Origin of the sequence: Nocardioides sp. (genome assembly GCF_004803405.1) — a bacterium.
In the GTDB taxonomy this organism is placed as follows: domain Bacteria; phylum Actinomycetota; class Actinomycetes; order Propionibacteriales; family Nocardioidaceae; genus Nocardioides; species Nocardioides vastitatis.
In genome coordinates this window covers 1-23,612 of sequence record NZ_SSXI01000087.1, presented here as the reverse complement: position 1 = coordinate 23,612, position 23,612 = coordinate 1, and the positions used below count along the sequence as shown (strand labels likewise).

Sequence of the window (23,612 nt, the reverse complement as noted above, 5' to 3'; positions counted from 1 at the left end):
TCCGCCGCGGCACCCGCCGCCCACTCAACGCAGTCAGCTGACGATGGCGCCGGCCGGGGTCGGCCGCGGCCGGCCGTCGACTGGATCTCCGGATCGGCCCGAGCGGCCGGCCCGCCCGACCAGTTGGCAGGAGGCGTTGGACCGGCTCGAGGCGCACGCCGACCGGGCGGAGGGCGTGATCCGCGGACTCGCGGCACCCGACGCCACGGCGTGGGCTCCTCCCACCGACCTCGGTCCGATCCCCGACGAGTTCATCCCTCGCGCGCGGCTGTTGCTCGAGCGACAGCGGCTGCTGCTGGCCGCCGTGCCCTCGGTCCTCTACGCCGCCCAGGACCAGCCGGACGACGACCAGCTGGGGGCCTAGCCGACCGCTGGGATGACCCACTCGAGGCTGGTGCCGACTCCGGGCGCGGAGGTCACGGAGAGGTGCCCGCCGAGATCCTCCGCCCGGGTGCGGAGGTTGGTCGAGCCGCTCCCGCGCCGCACCGTCGCAGCGTCGAAGCCCCTGCCGTCGTCGGTGACCCGTAGGCGGAACCACGCCGACGACGCGGTCAGCTCGACCGACACCGACGACGCCTGGGCGTGACGGGCGACGTTCGAGAGAGCTTCGCGGAGCGCGGTGAGCAGCTGGTTGCAGGCCTCGGGCACGAGGGCGCGGTCGACCGGGCCGATCACGCGGAGGACCGGCTGGAAGCCGAGCACGTCGGCGTACTCGCTCAGCAGGGCGCGCGTCTCCTCGAGCAGCGGTCGACCGGTGCCAGTGCCCAGCTCGAAGATGGCGGCCCGCAGCTCCTTGATCGCCGCGTCGAGCTCGGCGACCGCGGCGTCCGCCCGCCTGCGCAGGTCGGCGGTGTCGAGGCTCCGGGCTGCCTGGAGCTGCATGCCGGTCGCGAACAACCGCTGGATGACGAGATCGTGGAGGTCGCGTGCGATCCGGTCGCGGTCCTTGGCGACCAGCAGCCGCGCCCGGTCGCGCACCGCCTGGTCACGGTCGAGGATCAGGCCGACCTGGTCCGCCGTGACGGTGACCAGGTCGAGCATCAGGCCCCGCAGCGACGGTGTCTCGCGGGCGTGGTCGACGACGACGGCGCCGGAGCCGACGAGTCGCGTCCGCACGGGTACGACGAGCGTGACCCGCCCTGCCCCGACCGGGAGCCGCGTGGGCGTGCCGCTGTCGACGACCCGGTGGATCTGGGCGCGCAGGGCCTCGACGACGTCGACGGCACCTTCGCCCTCACCGGCCACCTGCCTGATCTCGAGCAGGTCGCCGTCACGCAGGACGAACGCGGTGAGCCGCGCGCCGCACATGCCCACCAGCGAGGCCATGAGCTCGTCGATCGCCTCCTGCACACCTGCCGTTCCCGACAGGTCGGCACCGATTCTGGCGGTGCTGGCGAGCCACTGGCGGCGCCACTCGGCCTGCTCGTAGGAGCGCGCGTTGTCGATCATCATCCCGGCGGCTCGAGCCAGCGCCTCGACCAGCGCCTGGTCGGTGGCCGTGAACTCGCTGCCGCCGCGCTTGTTGCCGAGGTAGAGATGGCCGAACGCCTGGTCACCCAGCAGCACGGGCGCGCCGAGGAAGCGGTCGATCGTCGGGTGGCTGACCGGGAAGTCGCCGTCGGCCTCCGGGTGCTCAGCGACATGGTCGACCCGGATCGATCTGCGCTCCCGCGGGACCAGGCCCAACAACCCGTGTCCCTTCGGCATCATCCCGATCTCCTCGACCTGCGCCTTGGTCAGCCCGTGTGGCACCAGGTCGACGAACGCGAGGTCGTCGTCGAGGATGCCGAGCACGCCGTACTCCGCGTCGGTCAGGTCGCAGGACGCCTCCACGATGCGGGACAGGACGCCGCGCAGGTCCAGCTCCGAGCCGATCGCCACGACCGCGTCGAGCAGGGCCCGTGCCTCAGGCGGCAGTTCCAGGTCCATGGAGGCCGAGTCCTTCCGCAGTCGCTTTACGGACTGTCAGGCTATCGAAAAGGCGGGGCGCTAGGCGCGATTTCACGTCCATCATCGGCACCGGAACCCCATGGTTGAGGGAATCCTCACCTATCCCTGCTCCGGCGAGGGGACGGGGTTCAGAGCCTCCGCAGCTGGTAGACGCCCCTCGTCGTGGCCACGACGATCCCGGCCTCGTCGGTGACCTCGACCTCGAGCACGAAGTCCGACTTGCCGCGGTCCCGGGCCTCGGCGAGCACCCGCGTGATGTCCTCCTCGTCGAGGGTCGCCCGCGCGACGACGTCCGTCGTCGCGGGTCGCCGGAAGTCGATCTGCACGGACTTCACGATCGGGACCGCGCCCGTCATCACCAGCGACGTCCGGGCGAAGAGCCCGCCCAGGATCTCGGCAACCGAGAACAACGATCCGGCGTAGGACGTGCCGACGTGGTTGACGTTCGGCCCCGCCGGCAGCCGCGCGGCTACGGATCCGCGCTCCGCCTCCACGACCTCGACCCGCATGGCAGCCAGGATCGGGACGAGGCGGTGGATGTCGGTGGTGAGCTCGGCAAGGTCGATCACGCCGGACAAGGTAGCGCCGCCGCTGGTCGCGCCGGCTCACCCGAAGACCTCACCCTTTCGCTGGAGCCACCGATACCCATGTCCGCCGAGCTGGATCCGACCGTGGACGTCGCTGCGATCGGCGTAGTCCTGGTCGGCCACGATGTCGACGAGGTCGCGCATGTCGCTGTCCGGTACGTCGAACTCGACCGGCTCTGGTGCGAGGTTGACGACGGTCAGCAGCTTGCGCTCGTCGAGACGATGGAGCAGGCAGAGCACCGACGGACACCCGACGTCGAGCGGCTCGCAGGAGCCGTGTCCCAGCTCCCGTCGACCCACCCGCGCGCGGGCCAGCTCGCTCACCTTCGTCAGCAGGCTGTCGGGGCGGGTGATCTGCTCCTGCACCGACTCCCAGTCCATCGGGAGACGCACGGCCATCCGCTCCGGACGCGAGAGGTCGTCGTCGAGGGCGATCTCGTCGCCGTAGAGCAGCACCGGGCTTCCGGGGAGGCTCAGCAGGAGGGCGAACGCCATCTCGATGCGCCGTTCGTCGTCGCCGAGCATGGACGCCAGGCACCGTCGCACGCCGCGGTCGTAGATCCGCATCTCCTCCTCCGGCGCGAACGCCGCCAGCGTCTCCTCCTGCTCGGCGTCCGTCAGCCGCTCCAGGTCGAGCTCGTCGTGGTTGCGCAGGAACGTCGCGTACTGGCCGTGCGCCGGGGGTGCCGGCCGCTTCCGCAGGCCCTCCGCCAGCGGGCCCGCCTCGTTGCGGGCGAGCGCGAGCCAGAGGTGGTTGGTCCCCCAGAAGTCCAGCAGCATGCTGAGCCGGCGGCCGTCACCGAAGTACTCGGCATAGCCGTCGACCGGCACGTCGACCTCGCCCATCAGCACCGCGTCCGGCTTCCGCAGCGCGACGAACTCGTGCATGTGCTCGATCAGCCAGAGCCCGTCCTCGCTGGGGTCGACCGCCCGCGCGCGCTCGACCATGTAGGGCAGGGCGTCGACCCGGAATCCGGCAACTCCCATCCGGAGCCAGAACGCCATCACCCGCTCGAGGTGGTAGAGCACCTCCGGGTGTCCGACGTTCAGATCGGGCTCGTGGTCGTAGAAGGTGTGTCGGTAGTACTGGCCCGCGACCTCGTCCCAGGTCCAGACGCTGTCGTGCACCGTCGGAAAGACCTGCCTCACGTCCGTGGGTTCGGGCTCGTCGGCCCACACGTAGTAGTCCCGGTACGGCGAGTCCCGGTGCTCTCGCGCCTTCCGGAACCACGGGTGGTCGATCGACGTGTGCTGCGCTACCAGGTCGATGATCACGCGCAGGCCGAGGTCGTCGGCCTTGTCGAGCAGCAGGGCGAGGTCCGCGACGTCGCCGAAGCGCGGGTCGATCGTCAGGTGGTCCACCACGTCGTAGCCGCCGTCGCGGTAGGGCGTCTCGTAGAACGGCATCAGCCAGATGCAGTTCGCGCCGATGCCGCGGATGTACTCCAGGCGCTCGGTGACGCCCCTCAGGTCGCCCCAACCATCGCCGTTCGCGTCGTAGAAGCGGGCGATGTCGACCTGGTACACGACGGCGGTCCGGTACCACAGCGGCTGCATCGCTCCCCCTCGCGGTCGGCTTCCGCTCCCGCAGTACCCGCGGGTGGCGGACCCAGCCGCCGAGGTGCTGCTCTGCCAGGGCTAGGCCTGTTCGATCCCGACGATCTCGTGCCGTGGCACGGGGTTGGCACGATGCGCCTTGCAGGTCAGCCGGGTTGCGGTCGCCGGGTCGACGATCGTGCGGACCGTCACCCGGATCGAGCCTGCCGGCGAGGCGAAGGTCGCCGCCGTCACGTCCCCGTCGACCTCCCGTCCGGTCAGCCGGACCGCCGTGATCGCCGTCGCCCCGAGTGTGCGGCGCAGCTCCAGCTCCGCGGCCTGCACGGCCATCGGGTAGGACGACCGGCCGCGCAGGCTGTCGAGGTCCAGCTCGCCCTCGAGATGTCCAGCGGCCACCGCCGCGGCCCGCGCGGGAGTGAGCCGCCCGTAGTAGAGGCCGTGCGGCAGCACCACCATGTTGCCGGCGAACCGGTCGCCACCGATGTGGGAGACCTCCCACGTGTGGTCGGGATACTCGTCGTCCAGCGCGAGTGCCACCGGCCGCCCCAGCTCGGCACAGCACGCGTCATGACGGCCGTTGGTGCAGACCGCGAAGACGGGCCCGGGGTGCGCGTCGAGCCCCGTGGTGCCGCCGGCACGGAAGGCCGTGAGGTCGAGGTCGAGCACCTCGCGGAGGTCCGCGACCGTCCCGTGCTCGAGCCGCGGCTCGATCGGGTCGGCGGACGCGGCGAACACGTTGAGCCGCTGGGGGTCCCGCGACGCCCGCGCTCGGCGGACCAGGAGGATCTTGGCCCGGTGCGCCGTGGCCAGCTGCCGCAGCGACGCTCCCGCTCCCTCGGGCAGCCGGGCGTCGCGCAGTGCGACGTCGCCCCATGGCCCGGAGTGCTCGAGCAGCAGCCACGTGCGCACGTGCGTCGCGGTCCCCGCGATCGGCTCGTCGCGCGAGAGACTCGCCGCCGCGCAGCTGAAGCGGCCCTGATCGGTGCTCACCGGGTCAGTCAACGGCCTCGAGCAGGCCCTCGCGAAGCAGGCGACGACACAGGACGAGCCGGCTCTGGGGGTCCAGGAGCCCGGACAGGTCCGAGGGGGCGAACGACTCCAGGGCGCGAACCTGCTCCAGCGCCGGCCGGATCCACGCCGGCACCATCAGGGAGCGGTCGCCGAGCAGCACCTCGACCTGATCGCCCCGGTCGAGCAGGACGCAGGGGTGGCCGGGACGGCGGCGCAGCGCAGTGTCGTCGGTGACGTCCTGCCGAAGCGCGAGCAGGTCGTTCAGGCCACCGGGCAGCCGCGTCGGCCGGGTGGTGAGGAACCGTCGGATCTCCGTCTCCACCGCGGAGGCGGGGTCGAGCCGTCGTACCTCCTCGGCGAGGGACTCGAGCCGGCCGGCCAGTGCCTGGCGGAGCTGGGAGGGGTCATCGAGGTAACCGGCCGGAAGGTGGTCCTCTGGCACCGACTCCAGGGCCGGCGCGACCGCCCGCTCCACCAGACCCCGCCAGGTGAGCTGGTTGATGCCGAGGGTGACGTGGAGGGAGACGGTCTCCTGCGCGCGAGCGGCGTGGGGGGTGCCGGTGGGCAGGTACAGCGAGAGCCCCGGCTCGAGCAGCACCTCCTCGGGGCCGTCCTCGCCGTGCACCTCCCACCGCTTGGCGCCGGCGGTCTGGAACACGAACACGTCGTGGGCGTCAGAGTGCACGGCGAAGCCCTGCGCACCCGGCGGCGTCAGGTAGGCGTTGGCCTGGCAGGGGTGCCCGAGCTCCAGCTCGAGCTCGGCGATCAGCTGCGTGAGCGGCGGCCAGTACCGGTGCAGTCCCTGGAAGACGACGGTCGCACCCTCGTCGAAGAGCCTCAGCACCCGGCGCGGATCCACCAGCCCGGTGAGCGGCTTGCCGGCGAGCGTCGCGCCTGTGCGGGTGTACGACGACTCCGGCAGCACAGCACCGTCCCGGGCCAGCCGGACGGTCGGCGTGCGCAGGCCCGAGGACGTCAGCAGCTGGTCGGCGTCGGGCAGCGACAGCAGGCCGACGAGCCGCTCGGGGTCGGTCCGGTGCAGGTGGACGCGCGACGCCCAGACCTTCGAGAGGAAGGTCTGGGCGTCACCACTCAGCAGGTCGAGGGCCGACACTCAGCGGGCGCTCCCGTCCGTGCCGTCGCTGTCCGAGCCGCCGTCGGTCGCGTCGCCGTCGCCGCCCTCCCCGTCGGTGCCGTCGCTGTCAGTGGCGTCGCCGTCGGTGGTGTCCGTCGCGTCGCCGTCGGTGCCGTCGGCGTCACCGTCCTCGGCGAGCGGGTCGCCGTGGGGCGAGGTGCCCATCTGGTCGTCGCTCAGCGGCTCATCAGGGGTGTTCGTCATCGTCTTCCTCCTGGGTTCGGTGGCCGGTCCGGCCAGTCTGATGCGGCGCGGAGCGCGCCACAAGGACGCACCCCGCCGGCCAACAAGAGGTACCCGCGGCGGGCCGGGGCAGACAGGAACCGACTGGTTCGCGCGTCGGCGCGGCCGACCGCACCAGGGGCGGGCGCTACCAGGGGCTAGACGAGTGCCGAGCCGAGCCCGAGGACGGCACACACTCCGAGCGTCCGCAGCGTGGACCACCTGAGCCCGAAGATCATGAACAGGGCGGCGCCGGTGAGCGCGAACGCGATCGGGTCCCAGGAGCCGAGCACCGGCACGTGCAGCTCGACCGGTCCCCACCCCAGGACCCGTGTCCGGTCGAAGAGCGTGTGGAGGGCGAAGAACACGGCCAGGTTGGCGATCACGCCGACCACCGCGGCCGTGATGCCGGTGAGGGCCGCGGTGAGGTGCCGGTTGTTGCGGAGCCGTTCGACGTAGGGCGCCCCCAGGAAGATGAAGAGGAAGCACGGCACGAAGGTCACCCACGTCACCAGCAGCGAGGCGAGGACCGCCGCGACCCAGGGGTCCAGGTCGCCGGGCTGGCGGTAGGCGCCGACGAAGGCGACGAACTGGACGACCATGATCAGCGGTCCCGGCGTGGTCTCCGCGAGCGCCAGACCCCGCACCATCTCACCCGGCGCCAGCCAGCCGTAGACGTGCACGGCCTGGTGGGCGACGTACGAGAGGACGGCGTAGGCGCCGCCGAAGGTCACCACCGCGGCGCCGGAGAAGAACAGCCCCTGGTCGACGAAGACGCTCTCACGGGAGAAGACCAGGCCGGCGGCGAGCACCGGCGTGAACCAGAGCAGAAGTCCCAGCGCCAGGGTCTTCAGGCCGCGCGACGTCGACGGCGCGTCGTGGTGCAGCGCGTCGTCACTGATCAGCGGCTCCGGGCCGTCGGGCGCGGCGTCGTGCCCGGCGCCCGTTCGCAGCGCGGTGAACCGGAGACTCAGCAGCCACCCGAGCAGCCCTGCGGTGACGACCACCACCGGGAAGGGCACTCCGAGTGCGGTGAGCGCCACGAACGACGTGACGGCGAGCCCGACCAGCACCGGGTGGTGCAGCGCCCGCTTGCCGACCCGGGTGACCGCCTGGACGACGATGGCGATCACGGCCGGCGCCAGGCCGGCGAACAGCCCGCCGACGACAGCAGTGGAGCCGGCACCGACGTAGAGCGCCGAGAGTGCGAGGAGTGCGACGACACCCGGCAGCACGAAGAGGACGCCGGCGATCAGTCCGCCGAGGCTGCCGTTGAGCAGCCACCCGATGTAGATCGCCAACTGCTGGGCCTCGGGGCCGGGCAGCAGCATGCAGTAGTTCAGCGCGTGGAGGAACCGCTTCTGACCGATCCAGCGCTTCTCGTCGACCAGTTTGTGCTGCATGACCGCGATCTGGCCGGCCGGACCGCCGAAGGTCTGGAGCGAGATGGAGAACCATGCGCGGGTCGCCTCCCGCAGCGGGACGACGTCGCCAGATCGCTGCTCGCGCACTGCCACGGCGTCACCGTAGCCGCTGGGTGCGGCGACGATGTCCCCGGTAGCCTCCGCTAGGTGACCGTGTACGTCGACGACATGCGCCGCCCCGCCCGCGTGGGCCGGGTCGAGGGCGTCTGGTCGCACCTGCTCTCGGACCTGCCGGGGGCGGAGGGTCAGCGGGAGCTGGTCGCGTTCGCCGAAGGGCTCGGCCTGGACCGGGCGTGGCTCCAGAACGCGGGCACGCCCACCGAGCACTTCGACGTCACCGAGCCCACGCGCCAACTGGCCCTGGGAGCCGGCGCGGTGCCGATCAAGTACGGCCGAGCCGTCGCCGCGCTGACCATGGCGAAGCGGGCGCGGGCGTCGTGACCGACCTGAGCGAGATCTCGACGCTTCCGGAGATCGACGACCTGCGGCTCGTCGTCGCCGACCTGGACGGCACCCTGCTCGACGGCGACGGTGCGCTGCCTCCGGGCATCTGGCCGCTCCTCGAGCTGATGAGGTCGGCGGGCGTCGCCTTCGTGCCGGCCAGCGGTCGCCAGTACGCGACGCTCGCGCGCATGTTCTCCGGCGTCAGCGACGGGATGGCGTTCATCGCCGAGAACGGCGCACTGGTCGTGCGGGACGGTGTCGAGGTCAGCTCGTCGCCGCTGCCGCGGCGGACGGTGGCCGACGCCGTCGGGCGACTTCGCGAGCTGTCCGCCGGCCGCGACCTCGGCGTCGTCGTGTGCGGCAAGCGGTCGGCCTACGTCGAACGCACCGACCGGGCGTTCGTCGCCCACGCGGAGCCGTACTACGCCGAGCTGGCTAGGGTGGCCGATCTACTCGCGGTGGACGACGAGGTCATCAAGATCGCGGTCTACGACTTCACTGACGCTCGGGGCGTCGAGCCGACACTGGCACCGCTGCGCGATGCCCACCAGGTGGTCGTCTCGGGACGGCACTGGATCGACGTCATGTCGGGAGGCACCGACAAGGGCGTCGCGGTCCGCCGACTCCAGCAGGAGCTGGGTGTCACCGCGGCCCAGACGGTCGCGTTCGGCGACTACCTCAACGACCTCGGGATGCTCGACGCCGCGGACCTCTCCTTCGCCGTCGAGAACGCGCACGAGACCGTACGGCGTCGAGCGCGGTACTCGGCGCCGTCCAACCTCGAGCATGGCGTCATCACCACCCTCGAGCACCTGCTGGAGGGTCGCTGGCCGGTGCCCCGCTGAGCCGGGAACGGGTTCCTCCTCAGGCACGAGGAACCCGTTCATGTCGGTCGACCACGGGGCGCTCTCCTCGGCCGGCGAGGAAGGGCGGCCCGGGACCCGCGCGGCCAGCCACCGCAGCGGATCCCGGGCCAGCTCAGGGGCGGGCGGGGTGCTCCAGATCGAAGCGATGCGGACGTCCGACCTCTTCCTGTAGACCGCGCAGCGGCCCAGATCTGACGGGAAAACAGGAGAACCCTGCGAAATCGATGACCTCGACGCCGATCTGCCCCCGAGATACTTGACTGCGTCAGGCAATCATATTTAGGGTGGCTCAATGAGCCGTCTGGAGAACCTCCTCGGAGCCTGGTCGCTCACGGTCGCCGACCGGCTGGACGCCGTGGGTCGAGAGGCCGGGCTGTCGGCGACCGACCAGGCCGCGGTGGTCACCCTGCTGACCTACCCCGACCATGCCGTCTCGTGGCTCGGCGACGTACTTGCCCTGACCAGCTCCGGAGCGACGCGGCTCGTCGACCGCCTGGCCGGGGCCGGCTGGGTGGTCCGCTCCCCCGGCGACGACACCCGTCAGCGGCGCCTACGCCTGACCCAGGCGGGAGTGGACATCGCCGAGCGCGTCATGCGCTCCCGCGAGACCGCGCTGAGCGAGTGCCTCGCCCCACTCGACGACCGTGCTCGTGGCGAGCTCGAGCGCGCACTGGAGCGGATGATCGGCGCCTCGACCGGCAGCCTGCTCCCGGCGCTGCGGACCTGTCGACTGTGCGACCGCTCCGCATGTCGGTCCGGCGGTCGGGACTGCCCTCTGGGCCACACCCGTGGTGAGGATGCGGCCGATGCCTGAGTCCGCTCCCCCGGGCACGGGTACCTCGCGTCCGCTCACGACGGCCGCCGTGCTGCTGCCCGGGACGGCGATGATCGCGCTGACCTTCGGGCTCGCCCGCTACGGCTACGGGCTGCTGCTGCCGGACATGAAGGACGACATCGGCATCGGGCCGAGTGCCGCCGGTCTGATCTCCTCGGTCGGCTACCTCTCCTACCTGGTGGCCAACGCCGCCGTGGTGCCGCTCGTGTCGCGGCGCGGGTCGCGGGTGGCCCTCGCCGGGGCCGCGGCGTCGGCCGCGCTCGGCATGGCCATGATCGCCGTGGCCGGCAGCGTCTGGGTGGTGGCCGCCGGCGTGCTGGTGGCCGGCGCCGCAGCAGGCATGGCCTTCCCGCCCTATGCCGACATCGTGAACAGCCACGTCTCGGTCCGACGCCGCGACGTCGTGTGGTCCACGATCAGCTCCGGCACCGGCTGGGGAGTCGCCCTCGCCGGCCCGGTCGCCATCCTGGCCGGCGACCAGTGGCGGCTCGCCTGGGCCAGCTTCGTGGTGATCGCCGTGGCCGTCGGGATCGCGGCGACCAGGCTGGCCCCTCGCCACGACGATGTCGCCTCCCATCGGCCCCGGCTGACGCCCAGCTGGTTCTTCTGCCCACGGTCACGGCCGCTGCTGCTGTCCGCGGTGCTGGTCGGGGCGGGCAGCTCGGTGTGGTGGGTCTTCAGCGTCGACGCGATGCAGCACGACGGCATGGCGCCCACGCCGGCTCGCGTGGTCTACGCCGCCTGCGGTGTCACCTGCCTTCTGGGATCGCTGAGCGGCTTCGTGTTCACCAGGGTCGGACTGCGGGTGGGCTATCTCGGTTCGACCGTGCTGCTCTCACTGGCGCTCGGACTGCTCGGCGCCGGCACCGCGCACCTGCCGACCGCGTTGGCCGCAGCCGGGCTGTTCGGCGCGTTCTTCGCCGCCGTCATCGCCGCGCACGGCATCTGGAGCGCCCAGGTCTTCGAGGACCACCCGGCCGCCGGACTCGCCGCGGTCAGCACCGCGCTCACCCTCGGCACCCTGGTCGGTCCCGTGCTCGCTGGCGTCGTCATCAGCCACGGCAGCCACACTCTGGCCTTGGTCGGCGCGGCCGCTGTCGTCGGCGCGGCCCTCCCGTTCTGCCCACCGAGTGCCCGCCGGCGGGTGGTCCTGGCCGAGCACAGGCAGGAGTGCTCGGCCGCGCCGGTCCGACCCTGAGCCCCGCACACAGCGAGGCGTCCAGCGGCGCCGCGCGCTCCGGCTGGCGGACAGTCGGCTGCGCACCACCATCCGTCCCTGGGCCGTGGTGCGAGAGCCCGCCATCCGCGCCCAGCGACCGGTCGCCGTCCGCCGTTGCAGCACGACCCGGCGTCGTACCAGCGGGGCGCCGGTGTGGTCGCGAAGCACCGCCCTGATCAGGTCCGGGCTGCCGACCCGGACCGAGGCGGTCAGCCGGGTCGACCGCCTGATCAGCCTCGCCTGCGGCAGCGCTCCGGTCGGCTCCTCGAGCCGAGCGCTGGCGGTCAGCGTGATCGTCTTCTCGGCGTAGGCCGTCGCGGCGCTGATCTCGAGCGCCGCCACCACCGATTCACTCCTCGTCGACGAAGTACCCGTGGCGCCTCGCGGATCCTAGGGCGCCGATCCCTTCGTCCTTGGACGGGATGGCGCCGGTGCGTCACCTCAGGTCGTGCGTTGTCCCGGGGTCGGGCAGCGCGCGTGGGTGCAGGCGATGTCGGGGTCGATGCGCGACTGTGTCCCGTGCTCGTACACGTAGTGGAAGCAGACACAGTGCATCCGACCGTGAATCTCGAACAGTTCGGCGTTCCGCTCGACCGGCAGGCCGCATCTGAGGCAGACCGGCGGCCCGGCCGATGAACGGGCACTGCTCACCACGAACACCTCCCGATCGGCTGCTGGCACAGGGATCCCCTGCGGGAGCTCGCGGGCGGTCACCTGGGTCACCGCTGGGTCGGCTCGGCGTACCAGACCGTGCGGCGGCTCCAGCTCCCTGGACCCAGCCGCCTGCCGGAGCACACCAGGATGGCCAGCCGGGGCCGACCGGTGTACGCGTTGAGTCTCACGACCCCATGCCCTCCGGTACCCGGTTTGGGGTGCCGTGAGGCCCCTTGTCGGAGTTGGACCGGTCGCGTGGGGGACTCACAACAGTTCTCCTCGGAGGTGAGGAGCACATCGGGAGCGTCGAGACAACGCGCCCGCTTCCTGGGGCTAAGGTCGCACCGGCCGAGCACTGACGACCGAGATCACACGAAGTCAGTCCGTGAAATCACCCGCCACCGGCTCAGGCCGAGGCTTCGCACAGAGCAGGTGGGAACGACCTGCGGCGCGAGATGTCACGAATCTGGTCCGCTTCTGGTCCGCCAGGCAGGCAGACGCCACGGTCCGGCAGGTAGCAAGATCCAGGGGCGGTCATCCCGACCTTCACTCCGCCTTTCACCTCGTTTGTTCCGGGCTCCGGCACGGGAGGCGAGTTGGATGACGTCCGAGCGGCCGCTCCAGACCCCCCACCAGGCCGCCGCATTGCAGATCGCAATCTCGGGAGATCTCAATGGAACAGGAGAGTCATCTCGGATGCAACGACCCCACGCGAACTGGATCCCCCGCCTCCCCCAGCACATCGTCCAGCAGCGCCGAGCCCGTGCGCTTCTCGATCGCCGAGCCCCGATCACGGTCGTGCTCGGCCACCAGGGGTATGGCAAGACCACACTGGTCAACGCCTGGTTGCGCGAGCAGCCGGATCGCAGCGAGGCGATCTGGCTCAACGCGCGAGCCGGGCTGGACCTCACCGAGATGGTCAGCAGGACTCTCGATCAGAGGCCGAAGAGTGACCGGACGATCCTGGTCATCGATGACGCGCATCACGCACGCGACCAGACGCTTCTCGGCGAGCTGATCGAGCGGGCACGATGCCGTCATCAGCTGCATCTGGTCCTGTGCAGCCGAGGCTCTCATCCGATCGAGCCACTCGCCGACGGCGTGGTCGAGACCACCACCATCTCCGCGCGTCGACTGCTGTTGACCGTCGACCAGGTCCTCGACTTCGCTGCCGTCCTCAACGTTCCGCTGAGCACCGATCAGGCGAGGCGCATTCACACCGAGCTCGGCGGATGGGCGGCCGCCGTGCGGCTGGTTCTGGAAGAGATCGAGGACCCGGGCACAGAGTTGCCCCTGTCCAGAGCCCGTCACTACCTACGGGATGCGCTGCTCTCGGGCACCAGTGACACCAGGGCCCTGAGTGCTGCGATGGAGTTCTCGCTCACGGAGCGGGTGACGCACGTCCTGATCCGCGACATCGCCGACGGGGATGGGCCCGAGGACGGAGTGCGGCTCATCGAGTCGACCGGCCTCGCGGAACGGCAGTATGTCGACGATGACGTGATCCTCACGTTCCCACCGTTCATTCGGGAGGTCCTACGCGCGGCCTTCACCCGCCAGCGGCCGGCGCGAGCACGGAGTCTGCATCGCCGCCTCGCCCAATGGTTCGCGACACGTCAGGGTCCGAGCCATTCGGCGCTCGCCTTCAGCCATGCTGCCGCCGGCGAGGACTGGCAGCTCCTCGACGAGATCTGGCGACGGGAGTCCACCACGCTCCTCTTCGAGCACCCGCACGCGCTGGCCTCGACGATCGCCACCATTCCCGAGGACGTCCTTGATTACAGACCGGGCCTCTCGGTCGCCTACGACGTCTCCAGAGCAGCCGCCGTGGCCGACACCGACGAAGACGGCCGCATGGTGACCGTTCGCGCCTACATCCAAGCGACGCAGCGACTCTCGCAACAGCCACCTGGCCAGGTTCCTGTGCATGACCTCCTCGTCCTCGGCATCGGCCGGATCGTCGGCCAGCGGGTTGACGGCTGCTTCACCGCGGCCGACCAGGCAGCCGACGATCTCGAACGAGTCGTCGAGGAGCGCGTCGCCGCCGGAGAGGAACCCGGTGATGGGCTCCACTGGCTTCATCTACAGCGTGGGATCACCCATACCCTGCGTGGTGAGCACGCTGCGGCCGCTCACCGATACCGACTCGTGTGGCAGCACCGGGGGGTCGCCACGCGACACGGCGCAGCCACGGCGACGGCGAACCTGGCGCTCACGCATGCCTTGTGGGGTGACCCGCAGTCCGCACAAAACTGGTTGGATCGGCGGGCCGACCTCGAGACGGGCGGCAGCTGGATGCATGCCCTGTCCAGCATGGGTGCCCAGCTGGCGGTCGGGATGTCGGCACTCGACCGGCTTGATCTCGGTGCATGTCAAGAAGCCCTGAACGCGCTCGGTGACGGATCGACACCGACCGACCTGTGGCCCTATGTCGTCTATCTGCGTGCCCGGCATGATCTTCACCGCGGCCCCAGCAGCAGCGCGCTGGCTGTCCTGGACGCTGCGGTAGGCGGACATCACCCGCGCCTGGCCCAGGGTGGCGCCGCCCGGGTGCTGCTCGCACGCGCCCGCGCCGATCTGCTCCTCGCGCAGGGACAGGGGGAACGCGCGCGCGCCGTCATCTCCGGTCTCGACCCTGAAGGCTCTCCGATGCTGGCGATCCCGCTGGTTCGGCTGCATCTGCTCGCCGGCGACCCGTTCGAGGCGTTCCGCATCGCCGAGATCCTGACCTGGCAGGCCACCACCGACAACCGGTCGCGCCAGGAGCTGCTCGTCCTGGCGGCCGTGTCGGCCTACCGGATGGGCGACCACGTCCTCAGCGCGGACATCACGCGACGAGCCCTGGCTCTCTATCGACACACCAGGCTGCTGGCGCCGTTCACCTGCGTCTCCGACGACGAGCTCGACCGGCTCTTCACAGGTGCCGGTGAGTGGCTCGACGTGGGGGCGATCGACACGCTCCGGCGCCACCCCAACCCGTTCCCCGAGAGGCTGACGCTGATCCATCTCACCCCACGCGAGCAGGTTCTTGCGGACACTCTCGCCAGTGGAGCCTCTCGGCAGGAGATCGCGGACCAGCTCTTCGTGTCGATCAACACCGTTCGCACCCAGCTCGCTGCGCTCTATCGCAAGCTGAACGTCAACACTCGCGAAGCCGCCCTCGTCCAGATAGCCGAGCTGGGTCTCTCACACGCAGCGTCAGCTCCGAAGTCGTGACCTAGGGCGCACCGGTCGGAGGATCGTGCAAGCCCCGCGCGCCTCCGACCGGTGCGAATCAACGCGCCTCAGTGACTCGTCCCGGGTCCGAGCAGCCTCTGCTGCGGGGTCATCGGCCGGAACCCGGTGTTCGGGGGTGGGGGCACGCGGACCACCCGGACGCCTGCGACGTCGCGGTTGTTCGAGGACCTGACATCGCCGTTGCCACCGACCGTGGCGGTATTGAACAACCGACGCCCCGACGCCGACGCGGTGGTCTTGGCCACCACGATGATCGGGGGCGCCGTCCGGTCCGCACGCAGCGCGGCGTTGCGGACACAGCTGATGGTGTCGCTGGGTCGGTGGACCCGGCACCTCCAGCCCCGCCCCCGGGCCGCGACTGCCTCCAGTCCTCGCGGCAGGCGGTCGGTGACCGTGATCGGGCCGAGGGTTGGGTCCGGACCGTTGTTGGACACCCGCAGTGCGTACCGGACTCGGTCCCCGACCACGACTCGGCGCGGGCCGACCACCCGCTTGTCGAGCACCAGGTCGACCTTTCTGACCCGGTTGCAGGTGGAGTCCTCGCCCATCCGGGCCAGGCACTGCTGCGGCGTGGGCGGCGGGCTACCGGGCTCCAGGAGGTGGTTCCCGAGCATCCCGTCTCCCATGCGACGGGGCGTCCTGACCTGGACGGTGTAAGTGACCGTCACCGTCTGGCCCGGCTGGAGCGTGCCGGTGATCGTGAGCTCGCGACCGGTGACCGCCGACACTGCGAGGGCTGGGTCCGAGGCGGTGAGGCCCGCGACGATCTTGGCGTCGTCGAGCACCTGCGACAGGTTGTCGACCTTGTTCACCGAGCCGGCCGAGCTGCCGGAGTTGGTGAAGGTCAGGGTGTACGTCAGCCGCTGTCCCGAGTTCACCACTGAACCATTCCTCGGGTTCACCGACTTGCCGTCGACGATCCGCGGCACTCCGAACTCCTCCACGTCACACGTGCTGCCGGTCTCCGCGTCGTAGCCGTCGGCGGTGGGCGGGTCACAGTCCGGCTTGGGGTCTGGACCTCCCCAGGCCACGTTGCGAACCGCCAGGTCCCCGCCGGCGCGCAGCGTGACCGTGTAGGTCATGGTGACGGTCTGCCCCGCGGCCAGTGCACCGGTCCACTCGATGACCGGTGCCGCGTAGGACGTGGTGCCCGGCCGGTCGGCGGTGACGTCGTTGTTGTAGTCGGCGTCGTCGAGCACATCGGTCAGGTCGTCCCGGATGGTCGCCGGCACCTGGGCGGTGTAGTCGCCCTGCCCGACGTTGGTCGCCGTGATCGTGTAGGTGACGGCGTCGCCGAACCCGGTGTCGATGGTCCGGCTCGAGGCTTTGTCGATGTCGAGGTGGCGCACCGGGTTGCAGGTGGAGTCCTCGTCGGCCTCCGGCTCACACCCCGTCGGCGGCGTACTGCCGGGCGCGATCAGGAAGTTGCCGAGCATGTCGTCGCCGCCATCGGCCGCCCGCTGCGCGTCCGGCTTGACGCGCACCGTGTAGGTCACGGTCGCGACGTCACCGGGCCCCAGGGTGCCTCGGACCTCGATCAGGTCGTCGTTCACCGAGGCGCTCAGGTCGCCCTGCCCGGACACCGTCGGACCCGCGATGATGCTCGCGTCGTCCAGCATCATCCCGACGTAGTCGTTCCTCGAGACCCCGCCGGCGGCCGTGCCGTTGTTGGTGAAGGTGAGGGTGTAGACCAGATCCTCACCGGCGGCCACGGCCGCTCCGTCGGCCGGATCGACGGACTTGGCATCGGCGATGTTCGGCAGCCCGAACTGCTCCTCAGCGCACGGCTGCCCGGAGTCGGGGTCGACGCCGTCGGCGGTCGGCGGGTCACACGCCGGGGCGGTCCCCGGGCCGCCCCAGGCGACGTTGCGCACCAGCAGGTCGCCCTGACCGGTCAGGGTGACGCTGTAGGTGAGGGTCATCGTCTGCCGGGCTCCCAGCGCACCCTCCCATCGGATCACCGGCGGGTCGTCGTTCCGGGTCCCCGGCAGATCGGCGGCGAGGTCGTCGTTGAAGTCGGCGTCGTCGAGGACTCCGGCCAGGGTGTCCCGGACGACCGCCGGGTCGGCGTCGGTGTAGACGCCGTCGCCGAGGTTCGTCGCGGTGACGGTGTAGGTGACGACGTCACCGATCACCGTGCTCGCCGTGCGATCCGAGCTCTTCTCGATGTCGAGTGCCCGCACGGCGTGCTCGGTGACCTCAGGGGCACACGGCTGGGTCTCACCCGGCTGGCACTGCAGGGCGTTGCGCAGGACGTGGTCGCCCTGGACGGCCCAGGCCCGGACTCGCACCCGGTAGCTGACCTCGATCTCCTCGCCGACCGGCACGCTGCCGGTGACCAGTATCCGCTGCGTGAGCGGGTCGTACGCCGCGTTCAGACCGGCTCCGGTCGTGAGGCTGCCCACCACGAACTCGGCGTCGTCGAGCACGCCCGCCAAGTCGTCGGAGGTGTCGACCGTCGCGCCGGCCTGCCCGGTGTTGGTGAACCGCAGCGTGTAGACGATCTCGTCGCCCTCGTCCACGGCCGTGCCGGATGCGGGGGCCGCCACCTTGTCCTGGTCCAGCCCGGAACCGGGGACCCGGACCTGTGCACACGGATCCTGCGGGTCCTGTGCGTCCTCGACCGGCACGCACGCGTTGTTGTCGAGCTGGTAATCCCCCATCCCGGTGTAGGTGACGGTGTACTCGATCGTGGCGACCTCGCCCTCCGCGAGGACACCGGTCCAGGTCAGGTTGGGCGAGGTGAACGTCGCCTCGCCGACTGACGCAGAGATGGCCGTCGGGTCGGAGGTGTCGTCGATGACGTCGCTCATGTCGTCCGTCACCGTGGCGGGTGCGGCCACCGTGTAGTCGCCGGGGCCTTCGTTGGTCACGGTGACGGTGTAGGTCACGGTCTGCCCGACCGCCGGCAGGTCGGCGCGATCGGCCACCTTGACGACCGTGAGCTTCGGGAGCTCGAACTGCTCCGCGGCGCACGGCTTCCCGGTAACGGGGTCGACGCCGCCGACCGGCGGGTCGCACGCCGGGGTCGCCGGATCGCAGCTGGCGTCGGCGGGGTCGCACTGCTGGAAGGCGACGTTGCGGACGGCTCCGTCGCCACCGCCCGTCAGCGTCACGGTGTAGGTGATCGTGACTGTCGCGCCGGCCGGCAGGGCGCCGGTCCAGGAGACGGTGCCGGCGCCGTACGTCGGTGTCGTCGGGTCGCGGTCGGCGGTGGCGTCGTTGTTGTAGGTCGCGTCGTCGAGCACGCCCGACAGGTCATCCCCGACCCGGGCCGGGTTGGCGGCGGTGAAGTCGCCGGTCCCGGTGTTCTGGGCCGTCACCGTGTAGGTGATCGTGTCCCCCGGCCGGGCGTCCGCGGTCGCGTTGGAGGTCTTCTCGATGTCGAGCTGCGGCGTCAGCAGCGTCACCGCGTGGTCCTCGACCTCACCACCGGCAACGCCGCCGGTCGGTTGTGGGTCCGCCACGACCTCTCCGTAGATACGGAACCGGGCGTAGGTGTCGGTCATGGTCGTGCCGGACGGGAAGTCGAGCTGGTACTCGGCCGTGCCCGAGTTGGCCGGCACGGTCACCGTGACCCTCTCGTCGTCCTGGAACTGCCCGTCGCCGTCGAGGTCGACCCATCCGGCGAGGGTGGAGTCCTCGTCGGAGTCGTTGGTCGCCGACACCGTGAGGCTCGACGGCTCGCCGAACGTGATCTGCACCGGTCCGGTGACCCCGTCCTCGTCGGCGGTGTCCGTCGTGTCGTCTCCGTCGGCACCGGCACCGGGCGCCCCGTCGGCCTCGATGTCCACCTGGGCGCCGAGCATCGTGGGCGCGGTGCCCGTGGTCTCGTCGTAGCCGAGGGCCGTGTGGCTGGCTGCGCCCGATCCCGTCGTGCCGTAGCTGGCGGGCGCGTCGCCGTAGTCGGCCAGCGCGACGATTTCGAGTCGGTAGTCCTCGATCTCACCGGCGGTGGTGACGCCGGTGGGCTGGGCGATCGACGCAGCAGTGGGTCCGATCCGCAGCCGAAGGAACGTGGGGCCGCTCTTCGCGTCCGCCGGCACGTCCCACACCAGGTCGACGCTCGAGCCGGTGCAGTCCGGTTCGCTCGACCGCTCGCCGGCGTCGAATGTTCCGTTGCCGTTCCAGTCCAGCCAACCGGCGACGGCTCCGGGGCCGGTGCAGGCGACGCCGGGCAACGTGTAGGTCTCGCCCGGGGTGACGGTGATCGAGGCCGGGGGGCTGATGCCGTCCTCATCGGCGCCGTCGGCGGTCGCGTCCGCGCTGTCCTGGGCGTTCGCCTCGGAGTCCACGGTCGCCCCGAGCCGGGTCGCCGGCTGGGTCGGCGTGTTGAGGGTCGCCCCGAACAGGGAGCTGTCGCCCTGCGGCACGACGCCACCGGTGAAGTTCGGCGAGTAGAGCGCACCGGCGGCGCCGTACGAGGCCGGCGCGTCGCCGAAGTCGTTGAAGAGCATCACGCCGAGGGCGATCGCGGAGACGCCGCCGCCCTTGAGCGCGACATCCGCCGAGGTGGCGCCGTCCATGAAGGCGATGCCGTCCGGACCGGAGCCGCAGACCGAGGCCGGACCGGTGATCCTCAGGGTCTGGTCGGTGCGGTTCACCGTTGAGTCCGAGGTGCAGCCGGCGGAGCGGAACCGGTCGATGAGCCGCCACTCGGCACCGGCCGGGATGGTCGCCTGGATGTACTCGTTGGAGCCGCTCTGCTCGGCGTCGGCCATCACCAGACCTGCGAGCGGGACCGGGACGCCGTCGAGCGTGGTGGAGCAGGCGAAGGTGAAGGACGGGGTGGTCCCCCCGACACTGTTCGCGAGACCCGCGACCAGCTGGTTCGACCCTCCGGTGCCGCCGATGTTGTACATCTCGTCCATGCCGTCGCCGCCCCAGCTGCCGGAGCGATAGGCGCTGATGCTTCCGGAGAGCGAGCTGATCGTGCAGGTGGTGGCCAACGTGCCGCCCGCCACGGTGCGGGTGTTGGTCTCGGTCAGACCGGCGGCGGGGATCGCCGTACCGTGGGCGCCCCACTCGAACCAGTCGATGGCGCCCAGGTAGGCGCCGTTGCCACCGGTCGCGTACCTCGCCTCGGAGGGAGACGTGGGTAGCACCGCCAGCAGGGTGCCGGCGATGGCGGCTCCTGCGACGAGTGACAGACCGCGTCGCCACCTGGCTCGGCGGGTGCGCCGGCCTGCTGTGCCGGTGGGACGGAACTCGGCTGGGCGCTGGGTGCTCATGTGTCTCCCTCACGGTCGGTCAGCGGCCAGCGTTGGGTACGCGTGGTCGACGTCGCGACACGTGGGTGCTCGGGGGGTGTTCGGGGGGTCCGGGCCGCCGCGGAAGCGGCGCCTCGCCCGACCTTAGCCTCAAGGACCGGACTAGGTGCCGGAATCGTCAGACTGCGGGTGCCGTCTTCCACGTGGCCGCGCGGCCTCTGGTCCTGACCGTCGGCGCGCGCTACCGGACCGGCGTGGCCCACCAGATGGTGCGGTGGCTCCAGTTCCCCGGTCCGCGACGCTTCCCGGAGCAGACCAGGATCGCCAGCCGCGGAGGTCCGGAGTCGTGGTAGTACGTCGCGAACGCCGAGGTGCGCTCGGCGCGGACGCTCCTCCGCTTCGTCACCCGGTAGCACAGTCGCGCGCCGTCCGGACCGGTCGCCACGATCCGCGCACCCACCTGCAGCCGGGACAGCAGCCGGTTGCCCAACGCGGCGCCGGCGGAGCCGGGATAGGTGTGCGCGTTGAGCCGGACGACCCCGTATCGACTGCCGGCACGGGTCGCCTTGTCCCAGGCGAACTGCCACTTCCCTCGCTCGGTCAAGGGTGGAGTACGCGGGACGCCACGACGGTCACGACCCAGGGCCAGCACCCGCGTACGCTGCACGACGTTCGGGATGGTCAAGGCCGTGGGCTTGAACGGACGGGTCACCGCCGGGCAGGCCGCACGCGCTGCTGCTGGACGGCTCGCCGTGCTGTCCGTGCTGGCTCGCGCCGCGGTGGGTGCCGCCGCGAGGGCAGCGCCGAGCACGACACCGATCACCAGGGTCGCGCGCAGCTTGGTCAGTCTTCCTGCAGGCTCGGACATCTCAGGTGGCTCCTCACGCTGGTGTCGGCGACCGGCATCGAGGGACCGTACCGCAGTCCAGCGGTTCTTCTGGGGGAAAGACGCACTATGCCTGCTGCCTCACCTGTGCCTACCGGCGCCTGACCACGAGCGGGTCGGTCACCCGGACCGGGTAGTCGACGGGTCGGCGGTCACGTCGTCACGATGGATCGACATTGTGGTTGAGCCGAAACACGTTCTCAGGGTCGAACTCCCTCTTCACAGCCACCAAGCGGTCCCAGTTGTGCGTGCCGAAGCCGGCTCGGACCCGGTCGGCTCCCTCGTCGCCGATGAAGTTGAGATACACCGCGCCGGTGGACCACGGCCGCACCGCGTCGCGAACGGCACGGGTCCACCCGATCGCACGTTCGTCGTCCTCGGGGTCGGTCCACATCGCAAACGGATGGGCAACCCACGGCGCTGACCGCCACGGCAACGGGTAGGTCGGATTCTTCCGGCCGGCCGCCCCGCCGGCAGCGAAGAGCACATGCTGGGAGGACGAGGGCACCAGCATTCCTGAAACCGCGCCGGTGAAAGCGGACACGGCCTCGTCAGGAAAGGACGCAAGGTGCTCGGCCGACCAGTAGTTGCGCAGCCCCGGCGGGTCGTCGAGCATGCACTGGAGCTCGGCGTACGGCAGCTCCATCACGACCTCGGCGGCCGGGGAGAGCGCCAGCAGCGGGGCGATGAAGGAGCGGGCGTCGGCCTCAGTGCCGCAAAACGTCACCAGGACCAGGAGCGTCAGGTTGCCGACCAGCTGCTCGGGGACGAACTCCTCCGGCGGGCCGGTCAGGTAGATCGCGCCACCGCTCGCCTCGTCGGGGCCGGACTCGATGAGATCGCGGTAGGCGCGCAGCACCTCCTCCCCCGCCTCCGGCTCCCACAGAAGCAGGCACGCCGTGATCGAGCGGAGCTCATGGACCCGGAACGTCAGAGACGTGGCGACCCCGAAGTTGCCGCCACCGCCGTGCAGCGCCCAGAACAGTTCGGAGTTCTCGTCCTCGCTGGCGGTGACCAGCTCGCCGTCAGCGGTGACCAGCTCGACAGAGAGCAGGTTGTCGCAGGCGAGGCCGAACTTGCGGTCGAGCCAACCGGTGCCGCCGCCAAGGGTGAACCCGCCGACGCCGGTGGTGGAGACCCGGCCGCCGACGGCGACCAGTCCGTGTGGCTCCAGGGCTCGGTCGAGATGGCTCATCGTCGCACCGCCCGAGACTCGCACCGTGCGTGCCGCGACGTCGACGTCCACGGAGCTCATCGCCCGCAGGTCGACCACCAGCCCACCGTCTGTCGTGCTCATGCCCGCGACCGAGTGGCCGCCGCCTCGTACGGCGATCTCGAGCCCCTGCTCGCGGGCGTGACGGATGGCGGCCGCGACGTCCGCCGCGGAGGCGCATCGAGCGATCACCGCGGGCCGTTTGTCGATCATCGCGTTGAAGACGCTCCGTGCATCGTCGTACTCGGCGCTCCCGGGGTCGATGTGCTCCCCCACTCCGACAGTCATCACGAGGCCATCCCCAGCTGCCTGAAGAGGTCGGCGTTGTCGAAATACATGCGGTGGCTGATGACGTGGCCGTCCTCCATCACCGCGATGTCGCAGCCACGCACCTCGACCCGCTTGCCGGTGGCCGGCAGGGTCGAGCCGTCCGGAAGACTGAGCGGGCCGGTGTTGGTCCCGGTCAGGGTCCACTCGTCGCAGACCAGGTCTCCCGAGGTGATCTTGCTCCAGACGTTGACGGTGAGGTCGGGGAACGCGTCCAGGAAGTCGTCGACGTAGGCCGTGGCCGCCTCGCGTCCCTCGAACGTTCCGTCGGGTGAGCTGACGATGACCTGCTGGCTGTATCCGTCCGCGATCGCCGGTCGGTCGTGCTTGTTGAATGCCTGGGTCAGGCCGTCGAAGGCCTCGCGCGTGTCGGTCATGATGCCCTCCTTGGTGAAGGTTGGAATGTCCCTCCACGCTAGGAGTGACGGCCGGCCGGCCGCGTCGCATGACTGAGCCATCTGCACCCGTCCGGCCCCATGGCCCGATCGGGCCAGCAGGTCAGATGAGCCCGAGCGCCGATGCCTTCGCCACGGCTGCCGCGCGCGTCCTCGCCTCCAGCTTGGTCAACGTGTTCGCCACGTGCCGGTGCACCGTGTGCTCGCTGAGCACCAGACGGTCGGCGATGGCGGCGGTGCCCAGCCCGTCCGCGACGAGCCGCAGTACGTCGATCTCCCGCGGTGTCAGCAGGCCCGCCGGCGCCGACGGCCTGCAGAGGGTCCGCGCCCGCTCCGCCTCACCGCGGGCCCCCAGGTGGTCGAAGGCCCGTGCCGCTGCGTCAGCCTCTCGGCGTGCCGCCGCCCCGTCACCGAGCGCCAGCAGGACCCGCGCCAGCACG

General features: G+C 70.9%; 21 protein-coding genes. 8 read left to right on the top strand and 13 right to left on the bottom strand.

The annotated features are described in order from the left end of the window. Positions 1-364: hypothetical protein (locus E7Z54_RS23715; protein ID WP_206056039.1), on the top strand; the 364-nt coding region annotated here is incomplete at its 5' end. Here the strand turns inward: E7Z54_RS23715 and E7Z54_RS06070 are convergent. The 7 genes from E7Z54_RS06070 to chrA all read right to left on the bottom strand — a co-directional run bounded on the left by E7Z54_RS06070 (position 361) and on the right by chrA (position 7,979). Continuing rightward, positions 361-1,929 (bottom strand): GAF domain-containing sensor histidine kinase, encoded by a 1,569-nt coding sequence (locus E7Z54_RS06070; protein ID WP_136432112.1) that lies wholly within the window; start codon positions 1,927-1,929, stop codon positions 361-363. The genes E7Z54_RS23715 and E7Z54_RS06070 overlap by 4 nt on opposite strands. A 149-nt stretch (positions 1,930-2,078) precedes the next feature. Then, complete coding sequence (locus E7Z54_RS06065) at positions 2,079-2,519, bottom strand: YiiD C-terminal domain-containing protein (protein ID WP_168798191.1); 441 nt, start codon at positions 2,517-2,519, stop codon at positions 2,079-2,081. A gap of 36 nt (positions 2,520-2,555) precedes the next feature. Further along, positions 2,556-4,094, bottom strand: coding sequence for an alpha-amylase family glycosyl hydrolase (locus E7Z54_RS06060; protein ID WP_136432110.1), 1,539 nt, complete (start codon positions 4,092-4,094; stop codon positions 2,556-2,558). A gap of 81 nt (positions 4,095-4,175) precedes the next feature. Beyond that, positions 4,176-5,084, bottom strand: a complete 909-nt coding sequence (locus tag E7Z54_RS06055; RefSeq protein WP_136432109.1) for a sucrase ferredoxin — start codon at positions 5,082-5,084, stop codon at positions 4,176-4,178. A 4-nt stretch (positions 5,085-5,088) separates the two neighbouring features. After that, complete coding sequence (locus E7Z54_RS06050) at positions 5,089-6,219, bottom strand: cupin domain-containing protein (RefSeq protein ID WP_240769541.1); 1,131 nt, start codon at positions 6,217-6,219, stop codon at positions 5,089-5,091. Then, entirely contained in the window at positions 6,220-6,444 is a 225-nt protein-coding gene (locus E7Z54_RS06045; RefSeq protein ID WP_136432108.1) for a hypothetical protein, read from the bottom strand. Between the two features lie 176 nt (positions 6,445-6,620). After that, the gene (gene chrA, locus E7Z54_RS06040) at positions 6,621-7,979 is read right to left on the bottom strand and encodes a chromate efflux transporter (RefSeq protein WP_136432107.1); all 1,359 of its coding nucleotides are present in this window, start codon (positions 7,977-7,979) and stop codon (positions 6,621-6,623) included. Positions 7,980-8,033: 54 nt separating this feature from the next. Here chrA and E7Z54_RS06035 point away from each other — a divergent pair, with 54 nt between their 5' ends. From E7Z54_RS06035 to E7Z54_RS06015, 6 genes are all read left to right on the top strand, one after another. Continuing rightward, positions 8,034-8,327: a DUF4031 domain-containing protein gene (locus E7Z54_RS06035; protein ID WP_136432106.1), complete on the top strand. Its 294-nt coding sequence runs from the start codon at positions 8,034-8,036 to the stop codon at positions 8,325-8,327. Beyond that, positions 8,324-9,175, top strand: a complete 852-nt coding sequence (locus tag E7Z54_RS06030; RefSeq protein ID WP_136432105.1) for a Cof-type HAD-IIB family hydrolase — start codon at positions 8,324-8,326, stop codon at positions 9,173-9,175. The genes E7Z54_RS06035 and E7Z54_RS06030 overlap by 4 nt, the downstream gene beginning before the upstream one ends. Before the next feature lie 40 nt (positions 9,176-9,215). After that, entirely contained in the window at positions 9,216-9,368 is a 153-nt protein-coding gene (locus E7Z54_RS22990) for a hypothetical protein (RefSeq protein ID WP_168798190.1), read from the top strand. Positions 9,369-9,488: 120 nt separating this feature from the next. Beyond that, positions 9,489-10,010, top strand: coding sequence for a MarR family winged helix-turn-helix transcriptional regulator (locus E7Z54_RS06025; RefSeq protein ID WP_136432104.1), 522 nt, complete (start codon positions 9,489-9,491; stop codon positions 10,008-10,010). After that, positions 10,003-11,229: an MFS transporter gene (locus tag E7Z54_RS06020; RefSeq protein ID WP_168798189.1), complete on the top strand. Its 1,227-nt coding sequence runs from the start codon at positions 10,003-10,005 to the stop codon at positions 11,227-11,229. Before E7Z54_RS06025 ends, E7Z54_RS06020 begins: the two co-directional genes overlap by 8 nt. An 85-nt stretch (positions 11,230-11,314) precedes the next feature. Further along, on the top strand, positions 11,315-11,560 hold the full coding sequence (locus E7Z54_RS06015; protein WP_136432102.1) for a hypothetical protein: 246 nt from the start codon (positions 11,315-11,317) through the stop codon (positions 11,558-11,560). A gap of 409 nt (positions 11,561-11,969) precedes the next feature. On the opposite strand, the gene E7Z54_RS24165 is transcribed toward E7Z54_RS06015, so the two are convergent. Further along, positions 11,970-12,092: a hypothetical protein gene (locus E7Z54_RS24165; RefSeq protein ID WP_276606204.1), complete on the bottom strand. Its 123-nt coding sequence runs from the start codon at positions 12,090-12,092 to the stop codon at positions 11,970-11,972. A gap of 508 nt (positions 12,093-12,600) precedes the next feature. On the opposite strand from E7Z54_RS24165, the gene E7Z54_RS06010 reads away from it, so the two are divergent. Beyond that, positions 12,601-15,120: a LuxR C-terminal-related transcriptional regulator gene (locus tag E7Z54_RS06010; RefSeq protein WP_168798188.1), complete on the top strand. Its 2,520-nt coding sequence runs from the start codon at positions 12,601-12,603 to the stop codon at positions 15,118-15,120. 68 nt (positions 15,121-15,188) lie between these two features. Here E7Z54_RS06010 and E7Z54_RS06005 read toward each other — a convergent pair whose 3' ends face one another. From E7Z54_RS06005 to E7Z54_RS05985, 5 genes are all read right to left on the bottom strand, one after another. Continuing rightward, positions 15,189-20,372 (bottom strand): CshA/CshB family fibrillar adhesin-related protein, encoded by a 5,184-nt coding sequence (locus tag E7Z54_RS06005; RefSeq protein WP_136432100.1) that lies wholly within the window; start codon positions 20,370-20,372, stop codon positions 15,189-15,191. A 220-nt stretch (positions 20,373-20,592) separates the two neighbouring features. Next, complete coding sequence (locus E7Z54_RS06000; protein WP_136432099.1) at positions 20,593-21,219, bottom strand: class F sortase; 627 nt, start codon at positions 21,217-21,219, stop codon at positions 20,593-20,595. Positions 21,220-21,397: 178 nt separating this feature from the next. Beyond that, the gene (locus E7Z54_RS05995) at positions 21,398-22,738 is read right to left on the bottom strand and encodes an FAD-binding oxidoreductase (protein WP_136432098.1); all 1,341 of its coding nucleotides are present in this window, start codon (positions 22,736-22,738) and stop codon (positions 21,398-21,400) included. After that, complete coding sequence (locus E7Z54_RS05990) at positions 22,738-23,154, bottom strand: ester cyclase (RefSeq protein ID WP_168798187.1); 417 nt, start codon at positions 23,152-23,154, stop codon at positions 22,738-22,740. The genes E7Z54_RS05995 and E7Z54_RS05990 overlap by 1 nt, the downstream gene beginning before the upstream one ends. Positions 23,155-23,275: 121 nt before the next feature. Next, a partial coding sequence (locus tag E7Z54_RS05985; RefSeq protein ID WP_136432096.1) for a response regulator transcription factor occupies positions 23,276-23,612 on the bottom strand: 337 nt, incomplete at its 5' end.

Excerpts from the sequence above, each read along its gene's own strand:
- E7Z54_RS06070 (WP_136432112.1), bottom strand. The coding sequence starts at position 1,929 with ATGGACCTGGAACTGCCGCCTGAGGCACGGGCCCTGCTCGACGCGGTC.
- E7Z54_RS06060 (WP_136432110.1), bottom strand. The coding sequence starts at position 4,094 with ATGCAGCCGCTGTGGTACCGGACCGCCGTCGTGTACCAGGTCGACATC.
- E7Z54_RS06045 (WP_136432108.1), bottom strand. The coding sequence starts at position 6,444 with ATGACGAACACCCCTGATGAGCCGCTGAGCGACGACCAGATGGGCACC.
- E7Z54_RS22990 (WP_168798190.1), top strand. The coding sequence starts at position 9,216 with ATGTCGGTCGACCACGGGGCGCTCTCCTCGGCCGGCGAGGAAGGGCGG.
- E7Z54_RS06025 (WP_136432104.1), top strand. The coding sequence starts at position 9,489 with ATGAGCCGTCTGGAGAACCTCCTCGGAGCCTGGTCGCTCACGGTCGCC.
- E7Z54_RS06020 (WP_168798189.1), top strand. The coding sequence starts at position 10,003 with ATGCCTGAGTCCGCTCCCCCGGGCACGGGTACCTCGCGTCCGCTCACG.
- E7Z54_RS06010 (WP_168798188.1), top strand. The coding sequence starts at position 12,601 with ATGCAACGACCCCACGCGAACTGGATCCCCCGCCTCCCCCAGCACATC.
- E7Z54_RS06005 (WP_136432100.1), bottom strand. The coding sequence starts at position 20,372 with ATGAGCACCCAGCGCCCAGCCGAGTTCCGTCCCACCGGCACAGCAGGC.
- E7Z54_RS06000 (WP_136432099.1), bottom strand. The coding sequence starts at position 21,219 with ATGTCCGAGCCTGCAGGAAGACTGACCAAGCTGCGCGCGACCCTGGTG.
- E7Z54_RS05995 (WP_136432098.1), bottom strand. The coding sequence starts at position 22,738 with ATGACTGTCGGAGTGGGGGAGCACATCGACCCCGGGAGCGCCGAGTAC.
- E7Z54_RS05990 (WP_168798187.1), bottom strand. The coding sequence starts at position 23,154 with ATGACCGACACGCGCGAGGCCTTCGACGGCCTGACCCAGGCATTCAAC.